This window comes from Plantibacter sp. CFBP 8775, from assembly GCF_014839505.1.
GTDB lineage: Bacteria > Actinomycetota > Actinomycetes > Actinomycetales > Microbacteriaceae > Plantibacter > Plantibacter auratus.
This window is the reverse complement of sequence record NZ_JACYNV010000002.1, coordinates 564,490-580,826: the sequence shown is the minus strand read 5'-3', so window position 1 is coordinate 580,826 and position 16,337 is coordinate 564,490. Positions and strand designations below refer to the sequence as shown.

Below are 16,337 nucleotides of genomic sequence, written 5' to 3'. Positions count from 1 at the left end.
AGGTAGAAGACGTCACCACGGCTACCAGGCCACCGAGGCCACAGACCGGCGAGATGGATCAACGCCGCCGCGAGCACTACGAGAGGGAATGTCAAAGAGAAGCTGCGATGAGACGGGTCACTAGGCCGATCTTCTGGAGAGCTTCGTCAGTCATTTCTTTATCGATTGGATACCGTCGACTGCGCGGGGGCGTCGGATCTAGATCCGCCTCATGAACGATGAGATTCCGGCGGTCGATGATCAGGCCCCAGTCCTTTTTCGCCACCTGACTTGGCGAAAGTTTGCCCTGCTTCTTGGTTCCGAGAGCCGTGGCGATCGTTTGCCAGATCTCTGTGTTGCTCACTAGTCGGCAAGCCGCGGCGACCTTGTCGGGGTGTTGGAAGGACAAATGGCCGTGCTGGGAGCGGATCTCCGCTTCGAATCGTACGGCAGCGTCAGGCACGGACCGGCCAGCCTGGTGGGTGCTCGAGATGGGAATTTTGAAGGTCGCGAATCCGGCTGGCCAAGTCGATTGTGGACGGCCGTGCCACTCCAGCATTCTGACGCGAACCTCCTCATGAATGAAGTGGTCGAATGCGCTGACACCCTGCATGTAGGCAGCGCGGTAGAGGTCAGACAAGTCGACTGCCGGTGTGACCATGTTGCGGAGCGATCCAGCGGTTGCCGACAGATCAAGCGCGCGTTGTAGGTTCGTCTCGAAGGCCGCCAGCTCGCTAGCCGGCACTGTCGGCGCTGTCGTCGAGCTGCATCAGTCCCGTTATCCGAGTCGCGAGTGCCTCAAACTGTTCATTGAAGCTGTCCCTGGAATCCTCCCAGTTCTCGCGAACAGCGCCCTTTCCACCGAGCTGTTCTGTTGAAAGCGCGTAGATAGGTGTCAGCGACTCCTGAGACTTCGCGATGAGGCTGTTGAACTCCGCAATCTGCGCGAGCGAGAGGTTCCGACTGACGTCGAACTGCTCGTACATCTCCCACGGCAGCAGGAGCCCCTCCCTCTCCAGCGGGGGGACGAGCTTGGTCTCGACTGCTTCGTTCAGCTCGTCTATCCAGGCCTGGAAGGACGCAGCAGGCTGGCCCGCTCTGGGGCGGAACTTCTGGATGATAGTGCCTAGGATCCGAAGGTTCGGTGCCGGGAAGGGGTATGAGGCCTCCTGCAGCACTGGCAGGGAAGCAGCGTCGCGCGCCCAGTTGATCCACTTGGGGAGGACACGAGAGAGTGAGTCAACAGCGATTACTGAGAAGAAGTCGGGAGCAGACGGAATAATGGCGTAATCGGCAGTCGAAACCAAGTTCTGATTCACGGGCCCCAGCCCGGGGCTCACATCAATCAGGACCACGTCAGCATCCACTGTCTCGGCTGTTACGTCGATCAGGTAGTTCAAGCTCCCGGGCAAGTTTTTGAGCGCTTGTATGGCGCTACTCAGTTCCTGCGCGATCCCCAGGGTGTTTTCGTATTCCGACAGTCTCAGATCGCCTGCGAGCAGATGTAGACCAGGCCGGGCTTCAATCGGCACCAGATCGACGGGATCGATTGACTTCGGGAGTGCTTCGAAGGCCGGCATGAGTCCTGAGCGGATGGTGGCTGCAGACGCACCCTGCAGGCGGTAGAAGTCCTCCAGCTCAGAAGCCTGCTTGTACCCCAAGACCATCCCCGTCAAGTTGCACTGGGGGTCAGCATCTACCATCACGACGGTCTTACCTTGTTCGGCAAGCTTCCAACCCAGGTTGAAAGTCGTCGTGGTCTTGCTGACGCCGCCCTTGTGATTGAACAGGACTACTTTTTTGGCTACGGTCACAATCTTGACTATGTCAGTCGGCAGCAGAAACGGCCAGCAGGGACGTCCCTACCATTGATGCGCCTGCGCCCTGCATTGCTCACCGACCAGGAGTGCCAGGCTGCCGTGGCCTGCGTGGAGCTGCTCGAGCATCCAGAGAAGGTGCTCGCTTGCTGTCCCTACCGATCGGGGAGCACGGGGAGCTGTTGGCGGGCGCGATTTGGCACTTGAGCTGCTCCTTCGTAACCACCGCGCCGTCTATAACGCCAAGAGTCACCCGATTGATCGGACTGTCGGCGGTCGGTTGCGGAACACGTGCATGGAGCACACCAGAGGCGACGTCATCAGCAGGAACACCCCCGGTGGGTTGCCGCAGCGGACACTGGCGCCGAAAAGCCGCAGCTCGAGCAAGGTTCAGTCGTCTGGTGTCTCCGCTCAGCTGGTGATGTTGAGTGGTTGACCGGTGTAGGCGAAGTCAATGTGGACGTGGTTGAAGAAGTCCTCGATTTCGGTCAGGTGCGGCCAGCTCTCTCCGCTGCGGCACTGAATCTGACCGATTCGTGTTCCGTCCGGGGCGACGGATGACAACAGGCCGATGAGCGCGAGGGCGTTGAACTGCACTGCGCGGACGTCGAGCTTGCAGCCTTCTACGGCGGTGCCATTGGCCATGTTCTGGCCCTGCGTTGATCGTTATCCTGTCGGAATGAACGACAGAAAAGGTGGCAGCTAATGACCTTGCCTACAGACGGCTTCGGCATCCTCTCCTACCTGGCTTTGATTGTTCCTGGTGTCATCTTCATCCTCGTTCGGTCGCAGTTTCGAGGGTTCCGAGACGTTGACCGAACCGTGGGCGGTCGTCTCTTTTTCGCGTTCGTCGTCAGCGTGATCTTTGACTCCATCTACACGGCGATTCTCGGACCTTCCGTCCTGCAGCGTCTGCAGTCTGAGGCAACCATCACTCCTGGCGATGTCGCAGGTGCTGCCTGGCTGTTCATCGCAATGGGAATTGTCATACCCGCGATCTCATCGTGGGTGATTTACGGCGACGGAAAGATACTCAGACCTCTTCACAGGGCGGCTCGGAGTTTGCGCGCGAGACTGACAGACTCGCGCTACGAGGGCACTCCTACCGCATGGGACTTGGCCACGACGACGACGGACGCGACCTGGGTGCGGGTCCGTCTGGATGACGAGACGTGGGTCGGCGGCCGGTTCGGCAACGACTCGTATTTCAGTACCTACCCCGAGCCACGAGACATCTTCATAGAGAAGCAATATGTCATGAGTAAGCGGGGGGAATTCGAGGGCCCGGTTCCGAGTGGGGCGGGCGTGTGGGTGGCTGTTACCGACGCCTATCTAGTTGAATGGCTGCACGACGCTGAGGAGTGAGGAACAAACGATGCCCAAGAATGACAAGCAAGGCTCAGATCCCGTTTCGAAGGGTAGCCGGCCGCATCGTGCGAATGAGGGAGCGCGCCCTCGATCTGTTACAGGTAGCGGTGCTGGATCGCCCACGCCTTCTTCCGGCAAGCCTCCGGCTGGCCCTTCCGGAGTATCTTCTCCCAAGAATTAGGTCGGTTCTGGTCGCCGGCGCTAGTCACACGGGGCCGCGCTCGCTCGTAAACTCTGGTTGAGCCACGTTGCGTCGGGTTCGCGGTCACTGCCTTTGCGACCGGGCCTCAGATGTCGCGGTAGCGGACGACGATGTCTGTGCTCGGGGTGATGCGCACCACGTACCGCACGTCGGGGCCGACGCTGATGTTCACCCACTCCTCGCCGTTCGCGATCGCGTTCATCAGCTGCTGCTGGACGTCAGGCACATCGCCCTTGATGACGTCGGACAGGTGGACTCCGCCGACGTAGATCTCGTCGAAGCGTTCTTCGGTGCTCATACCCGCAGCGTAGACGGCCGGCTTAGTTTCTTGCTCTTTGCTCTTGTCCTTCTGTGCAAGAGCGCTATCGGTGACCGTCTTCGCAGCCGCGGACGATCGCGAGCTGCTGAGGACCTTGCTGGTGGCGGTGGCGGCTGCACACTGTCGTTCCTCACCCATTCGAGCGCCTGTCGCCTGCGGTGAGGGGGCACGTAGGCGACAGTAGGAGTGACCAGCGCGCATGGCGGCGATGGATCCCGCTACCCTCCCTTCATGGAACCGGATGCGATCGTATGGAACTCGACACTTCCCGATGAGCTCTACGGGGCCATAGGGCGGGTCGCTCACGCCAGTGCTCTTCTCGATGCAATGCTAAGCGAGCTAGCCGAACACCTGACTGGCAATGTCGAAACCTGGGTGTTCGTGGCCGGACAGAGCACTGAGTGGCTCATCCAGATGTGCCGCGTCCTTCTCGATGAGACAGCAGATCCTCAGAAGGACCGGTACTCCGCTGACTTTCATGAAGCCTTACGCGGGTATCTCGGTCGGGCAAGCGAATTGCGCAACGCACGAAACAGGGTCATCCACGGCACCTGGAGCAAGGCTCGATACGCCGAGAAGCCGCTGCCCCGACTGTGGGGGGACTCGAACGTCGGTCGAATCTTCTGGGTCTCGCGGGATCGCCAGAGGCGAAGTCTCGAAGACCAACCAATGACGGTTCAGGACGTCCATCGGTTGGCGGATGAGATCAGTCTTGTGACCGCGGGCGTCATTCAAGCCTGGAGAGCTGTCACACCTCATGAGCCGGAATGGCCCCCGTTCCGACGTTGGCGTGACCTTGGATTCGATTCCGACGAAGAATAGGCGCTCCGAGGACGAGCTGGTTGCGGTGTCAATGGACTGCGCGCGGGTGTCTCCGGATTCCGCGTGTCGAGCTGCCCGAGAAGTTAGGGAACCGGGTGCTACTGGCGATGGTGGTCTAGTTTCAGTAGAGCGTCGCCCGGCTCATACTCGACAGGCCCCCAAGTGCATCTGCTTGGGCCACCCGTTTGTGCTGACTATCCGTCAACATCGAGCCAAATTGTCGGGAAACAGGCGGCCGCCGGAAACGATCGTTTCTGACCACCCGCCAGTCGGTCCGGCGATGTGGCGAGATTCCGCTTGTGTCGGGTGCGCAGAACTCGTTGTCGAAACCCGAGCTGCTCGAAACCGCAGAGGGTGGGTTTCGCCCGGGAGCCGGATTGATGACGGCAGGGGGCAATGTTCCACCCGACGAGCGCAGGGGAGCAGGGTGGCGACGGCGTTCTCATTCGCGAAGTACAGATGACAGCAACGCGGGACCGGTGTGGCAAACTTCAACGAACCGTGGCGTGGAAATTCCCTGATCAGAGGACCACCGCGGATCGCCACGGACCCCATCGCCCTCACTCGTAATGAGAAGGTCAAGGGTTCGATTCCCTTGGGCGGCTCCATCAGCACCACCCGGCCGTTGCCCTGGAACACCCAGGTCAGCGGCTGTTCTGGTTTTCGGGGCGTCTCGTCCGCCGCCGCCGAATCCGGTGCGGCGACAGCCGTAGGATGACCGGATGGGTGCACTCGCCAGAGCCACGGACGCACAGATCGATGCCGTCAGCAAAGCCTTCGAGTTGGTGTCATGGCCGCTGGGTCGCGACGACTTCAAGGCGCTCGCGGAGGGTCTCGGGTGGCAGCTCAAACTGGAGACGTCGAGCGGTGTGCAGCACCGTTCCGGGTATCCCGTGAACCTGCCGACCGTTCGTTCGCTCGTCGCAGATGAAGCGATCGCCCAAGTCGTGATCGCTGTCTCCGACAAGAGCGACGACCCCGGCGCGCTGCGGAGTGCCGCTCAGGAGCTGCAGTCGGCGCTGAGTGCGCACCTTGGTCAGCCCGCCGGATCCCAGGGCGGAGACCCTCACTGGGAACTGGCGAACGGCGGCAGGATCTGGCTCAAGACGGTGCCCAAGAAGGTGCTGCTCGTCGTCGAAGGGCAGCGGTTCGCCGACGTGGAGCGGGCCGAGGAGCGGCTGGGCATCGACCCCGGCCGCACGCCGGGCATCGATGACGACACTGACTGAACCCGTCAGGTCGACTGCGGCGTCATGACGACCCGTCCGCCGGCCTGATGAACACGCTCGCGATCGCGGTGAGGAGGATGAGCCCCGCGGCGATGACGAGGCTGAGTTGCAGCCCGGCGATGAAGCCCCTCGAGCCGGTGAGGAGCGCCCCGAAGACCGCGATGGCGACCGCACCGCCGAGTTGGCGGAAGGTGTTGAACACCGCACTCGCGGTGCCGGCACGCGATGCCGGGACGCTCGCGAGGACCACGGAGGTCACCGGCGGCATCGCCACGGAACCTCCCGCGGCGGTGAAGCACGCGAAGACACCCACCCAGATCGGCGACCCCAAGTGCGCGGTGGCGACGGTGCCGACGAGCCCGACCACCATGAGGAGCAACCCCGACACGATCGGGACGCGCACCCCGAACCGGTTGGCGATGGTGCCACTGACGATGTTGCCGACGACGGCGAAGAGGGCCGACGGGAGGAACACCAGGCCCGCGAGCAGCGGCGGCAGCCGGAGCTGCTGCTGCAGGAACAGACTCAGGACGAACACCGTCCCGAAGTTGCTCACCATGAACGCGAATCCGACGGCGAGGGCGATGCGCATACCGCTTGATCGGAACAGATCCAACGGCATCATCGGGTGCGCGCTCCTGGCCTGGATGACGAGGAAGCCGACGATGCCGACCAGCGCGACGCCGAGGCTTGCGACCACGACGGGACTGCCGAACCCGTCCGCCCCGCCCTCGATGAGTCCGAACACCAGCGCCGTCGACGCGATGAGCCAGACGAACTGTCCGGCCCAGTCGAACGGCTCGGGCCGTGAAGGGGACGACGCGACCGTCCGGAGCAGCAGGAGCATCATGATGCAGACGGGCAGGTTGATCGCGAACACCAGTCGCCAGTCGAGCGTCGTCAACGCGCCACCGAGGACCGGCCCGAGTGCGGTGGCGACCGCGCCGCCGACCGCCCAGACACCCAGGGCGCGAGCGCGCTCGCGACCTCCGGGGAACGCCTCACGGATGAGCGCCATGGACGCCGGTAGCATCAACGCCGCACCGGCGCCCTGCAGGGCTCGAGCGGCGATGAGGACACCGATCGACGGGGCCACTGCGCACGCGATCGACGTGACGAGGAAGACGGCGACGCCGACGCCGAACGCCGGCTTCGCGCCAAACCGCTCCGAGAGGTTGCCGGCGAGGAGCAGGAGGGCCGCGAACAGCACGGTGTAGGCGTCGATCACCCACTGCAGGGATGCCGTCGTTCCGCCGAGGTCTCGCGCGATGCTGGTGAGCGCGATGGTGACGATGAGGATGTCGAGGGTGATCAGGAAGAACCCGAGTGCAGCCAGCAGCAGCGTCAGGCGTTGTCGCGGCTTCCGGCCTGCACGGCCGGCGAGGCCATCGTCCGAGGCCGGTGATGACACGCGGTGTGCTGCCGCGTTCCCGTGGTCGATCTGCATCCCTCGATCACACACCACCGGCGACGAAGCAGGGATACTCCGCCAGGGCACGTCTCGGGGCGGCGCGAGCACGGGAGACGCTGCGTGCCTGCCCGGACGGCCTCCACGAGGTCGAGGATGGGTGTCCTGCGGGAACACCCCAGCGCCGGAGGCCGCGTCATATCGTTGTCGGCATGGACAATCGAGACGAGGTGCGCGAGTTCCTGACGACCCGTCGGGACCGACTCACGCCCGAGCAGGTGGAGCTGCCTGGCGGAAGAACCGACGCGTCCCGGGGCTGCGCCGCACCGAGGTCGCGATGCTCGCCGGAGTGAGCGTCGAGTACTACTCGCGTCTCGAGCGCGGGAACCTCTCGGGGGTGTCGGAGGCGGTCCTCGACGCGATCGGCTCCGCGCTGCGGTTGGACGACGCGGAGCGCTCCCACCTCACGGACCTCGCTCGGGCGGCGAACGAATCGCCGATCCGGGCACGCCGACGGTCTGCGCCGGCCGGCGTGCGGCCCGGTATGCAACTCGCCCTCGACTCCATCACCGCAGGCCCGGCGTTCGTCCGGAACGGCCGCATGGACGTCCTTGCGGAGAACGCGCTCTTCCGCGCGCTGTACGCCGACCTCTACGCGCTCCCGGAGCGCCCGGTGAACCTGGCTCGGTTCGTGTTCCTGCACCGCGACCTCGCGGAGGCGTTCTACCCGAGCTGGTCGACCTCGGCCGACATCAACGTCGCGATCCTCCGCACCGAGGCAGGGCGCAACCCGCACGATCGGGCACTGCAGGACCTGGTGGGTGAGTTGTCCACGCGCAGCGAGGAGTTCCGCGTCCGTTGGGGCGCGCACAACGTCCGCCATCACACGTCCGGCGAGAAGGTGTTCCGTCATCCGGTCGTCGGCGAGCTCCGCATGATCTACGAGGCGATGGAGCCGATGGACCAGCCCGGCCTGAACTTCCTGATCTACAGTGCCGAACCCGGCTCACCGAGCGAGGAGTCACTCAAACTCCTCGCCAGCTGGGCGGCCACCTCCGAACACCCCTCGCCCCACCACTGACCCAAGGAGCACCAAGCATGGAGTACACCCGCCTCGGAGCGACCGGCCTCCGCGTCAGCCGCCTCGCACTCGGCTGCATGACCTACGGCGATCCGAACCGCGGACTCCACCGTTGGACCCTGGACGAAGCGGCGTCAGCGCCGTTCTTCCGGCAGGCTGTCGAGCTGGGGATCACGTTCTGGGACACCGCGAACGTCTATCAACAGGGCAGCGGCGAGGAGTACGTCGGACGCGCGATCAAGCGGTTCAGTCGCCGTGAGGACATCGTCCTCGCGACGAAGGTCTCGGGGAGGATGCATGACGGGCCCGGGGGATCGGGACTCTCCCGAACGGCCATCCTCGAACAGGTCGACGCCTCGTTGCGACGACTCGGGACCGACCACATCGACGTGTATTACGTCCACCGCTTCGACGAGGAGACCCCGGTCGAGGAGACGATGCGAGCGCTCGACGACATCGTCCGCGCGGGGAAGGTGCGCTACCTCGGCGCCTCCTCCATGTACGCCTGGCAGTTCGCGAAGCTGCAGACGGCCGCAGCGGTCAACGGGCTGACGCCCTTCGTCGCGATGGAGAACCAGTACAACCTGCTGAAACGCGAAGAGGAACGGGAGATGATCCCGATGTGCGCGGACACCGGAGTCGGCCTCACGCCGTACTCGCCGAACGGCAAAGGACGACTCGCCCGGCCGCGCGGCGCAGCCACGGACCGCTCGAACATCGACGAGGTGGCGAAGGCGTTCGACACGGACGCCGACGGACCGATCATCGACGCCGTCGAGGAGATCGCCGCCGAGCGGGGCATCCCCATGGCGCAGGTCGCACTGGCCTGGGTCCTGCGGAACCCGACGGTCGCAGCTCCCATCATCGGTGCCACCAAACCGGCACACCTCACGGATGCCGCCGCCGCGCTGGACGTGCAGCTGACGGACGAGGAGGTCGCCAGGCTCGAATCCCCCTATGTGACGCAAGCACCCTTCTGGTGGTGAGTATCGCTCGGCCCGGGTGCCTCAGCGACCGAGGCGCCTCATCGGCGACGTCGATCGACCGAGCGGTTCCGACGGGCCAGCGGTAGACGGACGATGAAGGTCGTCCCAGGATCACCGGTGGCGAACGCCTCGATCGTGCCGCGGTGCGCCTGCGCGATGGATCTGGCGATGGTGAGTCCGAGGCCCGATCCGCGGATCGTCTCCTCGCGCACGTTCCCGGCCCGGTGGAACCGTTCGAAGACCCGGGCGAGTTCGTCCGTCGGGATGCCGATCCCCGTGTCGGTGACGCGGATGATCGCATCCACGCCGTCCGAGCGCACGCTCAGGAGGATCTCGCCGACGCGGGTGTAGGTCACCGCGTTGTCGAGCATGATCGAGAGCAACTCCCGGAGGCGTGCTCGATCGCCGACGAGCTGCAGGGTCGGCACGGCAGCCGTGCGCAGCTCCACGCCGTCGGGTAGGCCGAGTCGTCGTCGCTCGTCGGCCGCCTCCAGGACGATGGCGCTGAGGTCGACGGGTTCGTCGGTGATCTCCAGGTGGGGTGCGCTCGCTGCGAGGAACTGTTCAGCAAGACGCCCGAGATGATCGGCGCTCCGGCGGATGACGGCGAGCTGAGCCTGCACCCGGGGTGCGATGTCCGTGTCGTCGTCGAGCATGTCGAGATACCCGAGGATGCTCGTGAGTGGTGTCCGGAGTTCGTGGCTGAGGCTCGTGAGCGACTCGGTGCGCATCCGGACGGCTTCGGTGAGCTCGGTCACGTCCTGTCCGACGAGGAGCGCTCCGTTCGGTTCGCCGTCCGCGCCACTGACCGGTCGGCCGTTCGCGACGAGGGCTCGTTGCTTGCCGGGAGGCCCCACCCAGTAGAAGAAGTCGCGGACGTCCTGTCCGTCGAGGACCCGCACGACCGGTTGGTCCTCCGTCGCCAGCGGGGTGACGCCGTCCGCCGCCCAGATGAAGCGGGCGCCCCCGGTCGACGCGTCGTAGCCGGCCAGCGTCGCGAGTTCCACGGCGAGTCGGTTGTTGAGGATCTGGTCTCCGTGTTCGTCGAAGAAGACCAGTCCGACGTTCACCTCGTCGGCGACGGTGCGGAGCATCAGGGCCAGCCGGTTCTGCCCCTCCAGGGCTTCGACCTTCGCCTCGCCTTCGGCCCTCACCCTCGCCTGGGCGCGTTCGAACCGTTGCGACTGCAGGCCGACGGCGAGGATGACCAGCACCAGCAGCAGGGTGAGCGCGACGAGCTCACTCTGGTCCTGCGCGCTCTCGGGACCCTCGCCATACAGCAGGCTGGGCAGCCAGATGACGAGCACGCTCCCCACGAGAGCCAGGACGACGCCGAGGCGTCCGAAGCTGTAGGACAGCCAGAGCACGGGGAAGGCGAGCAGCACGATCGAGGCGCCGAGGACGGGGGACACCGCATGGTTCACGAATCCCACGACGGCGAGGTCGGCGCTGACGAGGGTGAGCGCCCAGGGGCGCGCGATCCGTTCCCACGGAAGCACGAGTGTCGCGACGAGCGCGAGTCCCATCACGGCCCAAGCCAGCTGGAGCTCGGTGACACGGAGGACGGCCGGACTGGTGGTGCCGACGATCGCCGTGACGATCCCCACCCCCAGTGCCAGCGGCCCCTGGCTCCGGCTCAGCAGGCCGAGCCGGGGGTGGCGCTCCGTGCCTTCGATCCAGCGTGGCATCGGGCCTCCCAGGTGTCCCGCCCGGTGTCGGACCAGTTCACTGTATCGCCGTCGCGACAGAGGAGCGGCACCCGTGATCCGCCTCATCCGACGGGCCAGTCGGCGGACGCGTCCGCCTCCGTGGGCGCGTCCGAGCGACCGATGCCTACACTCGTCGCATGGGCTTCTTCCGACGCAACTCCCAGCAGCCACCGACGCCGCCCGCCGCGACCGAGCCTGCGGTAGGCGGACCCGACGGACCCGACGGACCCGACGGACCCGACGGACCCGATGACCTCGACGAGCGGGGATGGGACGCCGTCACGCAGGCCGTGTCGAAGCACTATCCGGGTGCCCGCGAATTCCACGTCGCCTACTCGCCGGGGCTGCACTTCGGGTCCGCTCTGCAGGGGTGTTCGGCACTACCGGGACCGGACCACTGGTTCTACGTCACCTACGGGCTCACCGAGCTGTGGGGCAAGGATTCCGACGATCCGACGACGAGCGGCTTCGGGTACGAGCTCACGATGCGCGTGCGCCGGTCGCCATCGGACGAGACGCCGCCCCAGTGGCCGTACCGCGCGCTGATCGTCCTCGCGCAGTACGTGCGGAGTGGGCCGCAGGAGCTGTGGCTGGGGGACCGGATCCGGCTCGCCAACGGCGTGACCGATGATCCCGACGGCGCCCTCACGACCCTTGCGGTCACCGCCGACCCGGTGGTCGCCCCGATCGAGACCCCGAACGGGCGGGTCGCCTTCTGGCAGGCCGTCGCGCTGACCGACGCGGACGTCGAGGAGGCGAAGCGGTCGACGACGGACGAGGTGCTGGAGCGTCTGGCGGCCGACGACCCGCTGTTGATCACCGACCCGGATCGCCGCTGAGCAGTCGGGCCATCGGCCTCAGCCGCGGTCGCTCGCCAACAGGCCGAAGATCACCGTGTCGGTCCATTCGCCCTTGCTCCACCAGTTCTGCCGGAGGTGGGCCTCGTGCCGCATGCCGACCCGCTCCGCGAGTCGCGCCGACGCCGTGTTCCGCCCGTCCAGCTGTGCAGCGACCCGGTGCATTCCCGGGGTGCTGAACGCAAGGTCGAGTGCAGCACCGACGGCCTCGCTCGCGAACCCCTTTCCGCCGTGCGCCGGGTCGAGGACCCAGCCGATCTCGGCGACGCCCCGCTCATGGTCGGTGTACCAGAGCAGGACCTCGCCCACCGGCGCACCTTCGTGCTCGACGATGAGTGCGAGCGCACGCGCCGGGCTGTCCAGGCCGGTGCGCTGAAGCCGCTCGGCACTCTTCGTCCGTGCGACCTCCTCCGTCCACGGCTCGTCGAGGAGGTAGGTGGCGACGTCTGGGCGCGAGTAGACCGTGAGCAACCAGGAGACGTCCGACGGTTCGTGCAGGCGGAGGATGAGTCGGTCGGTGGACTGCGGGAACGTCGTGGGAAGGGAGGTGCTCACGTCGATCAACGATACGAGATCACGCTCTGGAGCGCGCCGCGGACCTTCCGGACCGTGCGCGGGTACGGCAACATGGATGGCGCCGACTCGCAGACCGCCTGAGGGGACCTCGTTCATGACCGCACCGCACCGCAGCCGACTCGCCCTCGTCTGGGGCTCCGCCCTCCTCGTCGCCGGCCTCCTCGCGGGATGCTCTGCACCGTCCAGCGAGGATCGCGACTCCGCGACGCCGTCGTCGACCCCCACCGTTACTGCGACCGCCGACGTTGCGGATGGGCCCGCCGACTACACGGCGTTCTGCGCGGCCAACCGGGCGGCGGCGACCGCGAAGTCGGGCACCGTCGGCGAGGACCTCGAGGCCGTGCAGGCGCAGGTCACGACCATCCGCGACCTCCTGCCCCTGGACGGTGTGAGCGCCGAGGTCGCAGCCGGTGCCGAAGTCTTCGCGACCTCCGCTGAGGAGACCGCCGCGATCCTCGCCGAGTTCCCGGCCGACAGCCTCGTCTCCGACGTCGGGCTCGACCCGAGGTTCACCGAGTCCCAGGCCGTGCAGAGTGCCGCGACCGACCCGAACTATCAGGCATTCATCGCCTGGACCATCCAGACCTGCGGATTCGACACCGAGTAATCGCGCCGCCGGCCTACCGGGTCTGGGCGATGATCGCCTCAGCGACCGTCTGCGCGCCGTCGCCGGAGCTGACGGCGTAGAACGTCTCTCCGACGGTGAGGTAGAGCGGCGACCGCGGGCCGTCCATGCGGCGCGCGACGAACGCCGACTCGCCGTCGACCGCGCCCTCGAGGGTGACCGGCTCGAGCGCCGCCGCCATGTCGGGCTGGGCTGCCAGCTCGTCGATGATCGTCGCGCCGTCGCGCACGACCAGGATGTCGGTGTACCCGAAGCCCTCTGCGAAGAGTTCGCAGCTGAACGCACCGACGCGGGCGCTCGCCGCATCCTCCAGGTCGCCGATCGGCTGGGCCCGTGGGTCGATGACGGTGTAGGTGGTGGTGGCCTCGCCGTATTGCAGTGCGGAAACGAGCCCGGCCTCGTCCAGCCCGCCGTCGCAGGTCGCGTCGCCTTCGCGTGGCGCGAGCGCGGGCCAGGCGAGCTGAGCCTCGGAGGCGGGCTCCACCGTCGAGAAGGTGGTCTCCGCCGCCGTGGCGAGGTTGTCGAGGACCTCGCCCGCCGGCGTGCCCTGGAATCGGCTGCCGGTGGAGGTCAGCCCGGAGGCGGTGATCGACAGCTCGACCCAGGCCGAGCTGACGGGCGCCGACACGCGCCATCCGGTCTCGCCCGACGAGGTGGTCGCCTCGACACCGGCGATCGTCCTCGTGTCCTCGGACGGTGTGTCGCCGGCGTAGGGCGGGGCCCAATCGTCGGCAGCGCCCGGCAGGATCTCGATCGAGAGGTAGGCCCAGTCGCCCGCTCCGTCGCCGATCATCTGCTGTCCGGCGCCCACCCGCCAGGAGCAAGCGAGGCCACCGGCCGCCGTCAGGACGGCCAGATCCACGGCGTCGGACGGTTGCACGGCCTCGACGACGTCCGCCGGTTCAGCGGCGAGGACACCGGCGACCGTGTCGAGTGACGCGAGGTCGCTGCACGCGAGAAGATCGGCCGACGCCGGGGCGCTCGGTGCGTTGGAGGTCGGCGACGCGTTCGGTGTCGCGGACGACGCGCACGCCGACACTGACAGCACCACCATCACGGCGAGTCCCGCACTGATCCCGACCGACCGCATCCCCGCACCCCTGATCCCCATGCGCCGAGACTATCGGTGGCGCGCGTCGATCGCTTCCGAGGGAGGATGGAACCGGCGTCGTGCCGATGCCATCACCGAACCGAGGAGTTCCCCTGTGACCACGACCCGTCGCGCCCTGATCCTGATCGACGTCCAGCAGGAGTACTTCGCCGGTCCGCTCGCGATCCAGTACCCGCCGCGCGAGGAGTCGATCCTGCGGATCGCGACCGCCATCGATGCGGCGACGGCAGCAGGCATCCCGGTCGCCGTCGTCCAGCACTCATCGGGCAGCGGTGCACCGGTCTTCGACCCGGAAACGAGCGCCTTCGAGCTGCATCCCGAGGTCGCCCGCCGGGTGCAGCCGTCCTGGAAGGGCGTCGTGAAGCAGTACGGTTCGGTCTTCGCCGGGACCGAGCTCGAGGGGTGGCTGCGCGAGCAGGGCGTGGACACCGTCACGCTCGTCGGGTACATGACGAACAACTGCGTCATCGCGTCCGCGGCGGGCGCCGAGGAACTCGGTATCCAGGTGGAGGTGCTCTCCGACGCGACCGGTGCGATCAACCTCGAGAACGCGGCCGGGTCCGTCGACGCGAAGACGGTGCACACGACCCTCATGGCGCTGCTCGACTCAAACTTCGCCGCGGTCGCGACGACGGAGGCGTGGACGCAGGCCCTCACGGACGGCACGGCGCTGCCGAAGGACGACCTGGTGTCCTCCGCCACGCGCGCCGCCGAGCGCGACTAGCACCCCGCCGCCGATCAGTCGGTGACGGCGACGTCCCGGAGGTCGAGGTGCTCGCTCACGAAGTCGGTGGGGAAACCGGTCACGCCTTCGCGCACGACGGTGAGGGTGATCCCGGTGTAGAGCCAGTCAGCGGCGTGGTCCTTCGAGACCAGCGCTGCGGCTTCGCGGAGTCGTTCGTCGGCGACCTCGGGGTCGGTCGCAGCGCTGGCCTCGGCGACCAGGGACTGCACCTGCGGGTTGTCGTAGCCGAAGTAGTAGTCCGGGTCCGCCCAGTGCCGGATGTCGCGTGCCTCGACGTGGTTCACGAGACTGAGGTCGTAGTCGTGATTCGTGTAGACGTCGTTCAACCACGTGGGGAACTCGACGCTGTCGACCGTGAGGGTGACGCCGATGGCCTTGAACTGCGAGACCAGGACGTTGGCGGCGGCGGTGCCGTAATGGTTCGGGACGGTGAGCGTGAGTGCGAGGTCCTCCTGGCCGGCCTGGGCGAGGAGCGCCTTCGCCGCTTCCGGGTCGTAGCTCACGACGTCACTGAGGTCCTCGTAGCCGGGGTCGAGCTCCGGGATCGGTCCGTACTGCAGGGCCGCGGCGCCGCCGACCGCCTCGACGATGGCAGCGTGGTCGATGGCCGTGCGGAGCGCCTGCCGGACGAGGGGGTCGTCGAGCGGTGCGCGCTGGTTGTTGAAGGCGAGGGTGTACTTGTCGGTCGTCTTCCCCTCGACGATCGTCAGGCCGTCGGTACGAGCGACCTGGTCCCGCAGGTTCGCATCGAGACCGATCTGCACGTCGACCTCGCCGGCGAGGGTCGCGTTGACGGCCGAGGACGCATCGGGGATGTAGCTGAAGACGACCTCCTTCACCTTCGGAGCGTCACCCCAGTAGTCGTCGTTCCGTTCGACGGTGATGCTGTCGCCCTGCTTCCACGACGTGAGCGTGAACGGGCCGGTGCCGTTCGCCGTCGTCGACAGGTCGTTGTCGGCCCCGGCCTGGAGGACGAGCCCCGCACGACCCGTCAGCGCCCACAGCAGGTCGGAGTCGGGGGAGCTGAGCTGCAGGCGGACGGTGCGGTCGTCGACCGCCGTCACGCTCTGGAGCTGTTCCAGGTCGAGGTGGTCGACGAACGCCGCGTTCTGCTGCACCTGCGTGAGCGAGTCGACCACATCGGCGGCGGTCAGTGGAGCGCCGTCGTGGAAGGTCACGCCGTCGCGGAGGACGAAGGTGTAGGTGAGTCCGTCGGTGCTGACCTCGTGGCGTTCGGCGAGGGTGTCGACGATCTCGTTGTCCGGTGTGCGCGAGACCAGCCCCTGGTAGACGTTGTCGATGAGGACCTGCTCGAGTGCGACGCCGGAGGTCGTGCGGATGTTCAGGTCCGACGGCTCGAGGACGAGACCCACGCGGAGCGTCGCGTCGGTGTCCGCGGTGGGTGTCGTGGCTGGGCCCGCGCAGCCGGTGAGGACGAGCAGGGAACCGGTGGCCGCGATCACGGCGGTGAGCAGGTGACGACGCAGTCGGTGACGGGGCATG

General features: G+C 66.6%; 16 protein-coding genes and 1 pseudogene. 8 read left to right on the top strand and 9 right to left on the bottom strand.

The annotated features are described in order from the left end of the window. Positions 1 to 91: 91 nt before the first annotated feature. The 3 genes from IFR14_RS15240 to IFR14_RS15230 all read right to left on the bottom strand — a co-directional run bounded on the left by IFR14_RS15240 (position 92) and on the right by IFR14_RS15230 (position 2,441). Complete coding sequence (locus IFR14_RS15240) at positions 92 to 640, bottom strand: hypothetical protein (RefSeq protein WP_137243533.1); 549 nt, start codon at positions 638 to 640, stop codon at positions 92 to 94. A 73-nt stretch (positions 641 to 713) separates the two neighbouring features. Continuing rightward, entirely contained in the window at positions 714 to 1,793 is a 1,080-nt protein-coding gene (locus tag IFR14_RS15235; RefSeq protein WP_191941586.1) for an AAA family ATPase, read from the bottom strand. Positions 1,794 to 2,207: 414 nt separating this feature from the next. After that, complete coding sequence (locus IFR14_RS15230) at positions 2,208 to 2,441, bottom strand: hypothetical protein (protein ID WP_137243531.1); 234 nt, start codon at positions 2,439 to 2,441, stop codon at positions 2,208 to 2,210. A gap of 60 nt (positions 2,442 to 2,501) precedes the next feature. On the opposite strand from IFR14_RS15230, the gene IFR14_RS15225 reads away from it, so the two are divergent. After that, complete coding sequence (locus IFR14_RS15225) at positions 2,502 to 3,161, top strand: DUF6338 family protein (RefSeq protein ID WP_137243530.1); 660 nt, start codon at positions 2,502 to 2,504, stop codon at positions 3,159 to 3,161. Positions 3,162 to 3,451: 290 nt separating this feature from the next. Here IFR14_RS15225 and IFR14_RS15220 read toward each other — a convergent pair whose 3' ends face one another. Beyond that, a complete protein-coding gene (locus IFR14_RS15220) occupies positions 3,452 to 3,664 on the bottom strand; it encodes a hypothetical protein (RefSeq protein ID WP_137243529.1) in 213 nt (70 codons plus the stop codon). Between the two features lie 252 nt (positions 3,665 to 3,916). On the opposite strand from IFR14_RS15220, the gene IFR14_RS15215 reads away from it, so the two are divergent. Both IFR14_RS15215 and IFR14_RS15210 read left to right on the top strand, forming a co-directional pair. Further along, positions 3,917 to 4,507 carry a hypothetical protein gene (locus IFR14_RS15215; RefSeq protein ID WP_137243528.1) on the top strand — a complete coding sequence of 197 codons (591 nt, stop codon included), beginning with the start codon at positions 3,917 to 3,919 and terminating at the stop codon, positions 4,505 to 4,507. Positions 4,508 to 5,229: 722 nt separating this feature from the next. Further along, positions 5,230 to 5,736, top strand: coding sequence for a DUF6301 family protein (locus tag IFR14_RS15210; RefSeq protein WP_191941585.1), 507 nt, complete (start codon positions 5,230 to 5,232; stop codon positions 5,734 to 5,736). A 22-nt stretch (positions 5,737 to 5,758) separates the two neighbouring features. Here IFR14_RS15210 and IFR14_RS15205 read toward each other — a convergent pair whose 3' ends face one another. Continuing rightward, on the bottom strand, positions 5,759 to 7,183 hold the full coding sequence (locus IFR14_RS15205; RefSeq protein WP_191941584.1) for an MFS transporter: 1,425 nt from the start codon (positions 7,181 to 7,183) through the stop codon (positions 5,759 to 5,761). A gap of 173 nt (positions 7,184 to 7,356) precedes the next feature. Between IFR14_RS15205 and IFR14_RS15200 the strand changes: the two are divergent. Then, positions 7,357 to 8,225 (top strand): annotated as a pseudogene (locus IFR14_RS15200) (helix-turn-helix transcriptional regulator). A gap of 17 nt (positions 8,226 to 8,242) precedes the next feature. Next, on the top strand, positions 8,243 to 9,211 hold the full coding sequence (locus IFR14_RS15195) for an aldo/keto reductase (RefSeq protein ID WP_191941583.1): 969 nt from the start codon (positions 8,243 to 8,245) through the stop codon (positions 9,209 to 9,211). Between the two features lie 38 nt (positions 9,212 to 9,249). Here the strand turns inward: IFR14_RS15195 and IFR14_RS15190 are convergent, their stop codons facing one another. Next, the gene (locus tag IFR14_RS15190) at positions 9,250 to 10,899 is read right to left on the bottom strand and encodes a PAS domain-containing sensor histidine kinase (RefSeq protein ID WP_191941582.1); all 1,650 of its coding nucleotides are present in this window, start codon (positions 10,897 to 10,899) and stop codon (positions 9,250 to 9,252) included. 158 nt (positions 10,900 to 11,057) lie between these two features. Between IFR14_RS15190 and IFR14_RS15185 the strand changes: the two genes are divergently transcribed. Continuing rightward, positions 11,058 to 11,759, top strand: a complete 702-nt coding sequence (locus IFR14_RS15185) for a suppressor of fused domain protein (protein ID WP_191941581.1) — start codon at positions 11,058 to 11,060, stop codon at positions 11,757 to 11,759. Positions 11,760 to 11,777: 18 nt separating this feature from the next. Here the strand turns inward: IFR14_RS15185 and IFR14_RS15180 are convergent, their stop codons facing one another. Beyond that, positions 11,778 to 12,332: a GNAT family N-acetyltransferase gene (locus IFR14_RS15180; RefSeq protein WP_342365715.1), complete on the bottom strand. Its 555-nt coding sequence runs from the start codon at positions 12,330 to 12,332 to the stop codon at positions 11,778 to 11,780. Between the two features lie 115 nt (positions 12,333 to 12,447). Here IFR14_RS15180 and IFR14_RS15175 point away from each other — a divergent pair, with 115 nt between their 5' ends. Next, positions 12,448 to 12,960, top strand: a complete 513-nt coding sequence (locus tag IFR14_RS15175) for a hypothetical protein (RefSeq protein WP_191941579.1) — start codon at positions 12,448 to 12,450, stop codon at positions 12,958 to 12,960. A gap of 13 nt (positions 12,961 to 12,973) precedes the next feature. Here the strand turns inward: IFR14_RS15175 and IFR14_RS15170 are convergent, their stop codons facing one another. Beyond that, the gene (locus IFR14_RS15170; protein ID WP_191941578.1) at positions 12,974 to 14,089 is read right to left on the bottom strand and encodes a hypothetical protein; all 1,116 of its coding nucleotides are present in this window, start codon (positions 14,087 to 14,089) and stop codon (positions 12,974 to 12,976) included. A 94-nt stretch (positions 14,090 to 14,183) separates the two neighbouring features. Between IFR14_RS15170 and IFR14_RS15165 the strand changes: the two genes are divergently transcribed. After that, positions 14,184 to 14,813: an isochorismatase family protein gene (locus tag IFR14_RS15165; protein WP_191941577.1), complete on the top strand. Its 630-nt coding sequence runs from the start codon at positions 14,184 to 14,186 to the stop codon at positions 14,811 to 14,813. 14 nt (positions 14,814 to 14,827) lie between these two features. Here the strand turns inward: IFR14_RS15165 and IFR14_RS15160 are convergent, their stop codons facing one another. After that, complete coding sequence (locus IFR14_RS15160; protein ID WP_191941576.1) at positions 14,828 to 16,336, bottom strand: ABC transporter substrate-binding protein; 1,509 nt, start codon at positions 16,334 to 16,336, stop codon at positions 14,828 to 14,830. Position 16,337: the final 1 nt, after the last annotated feature.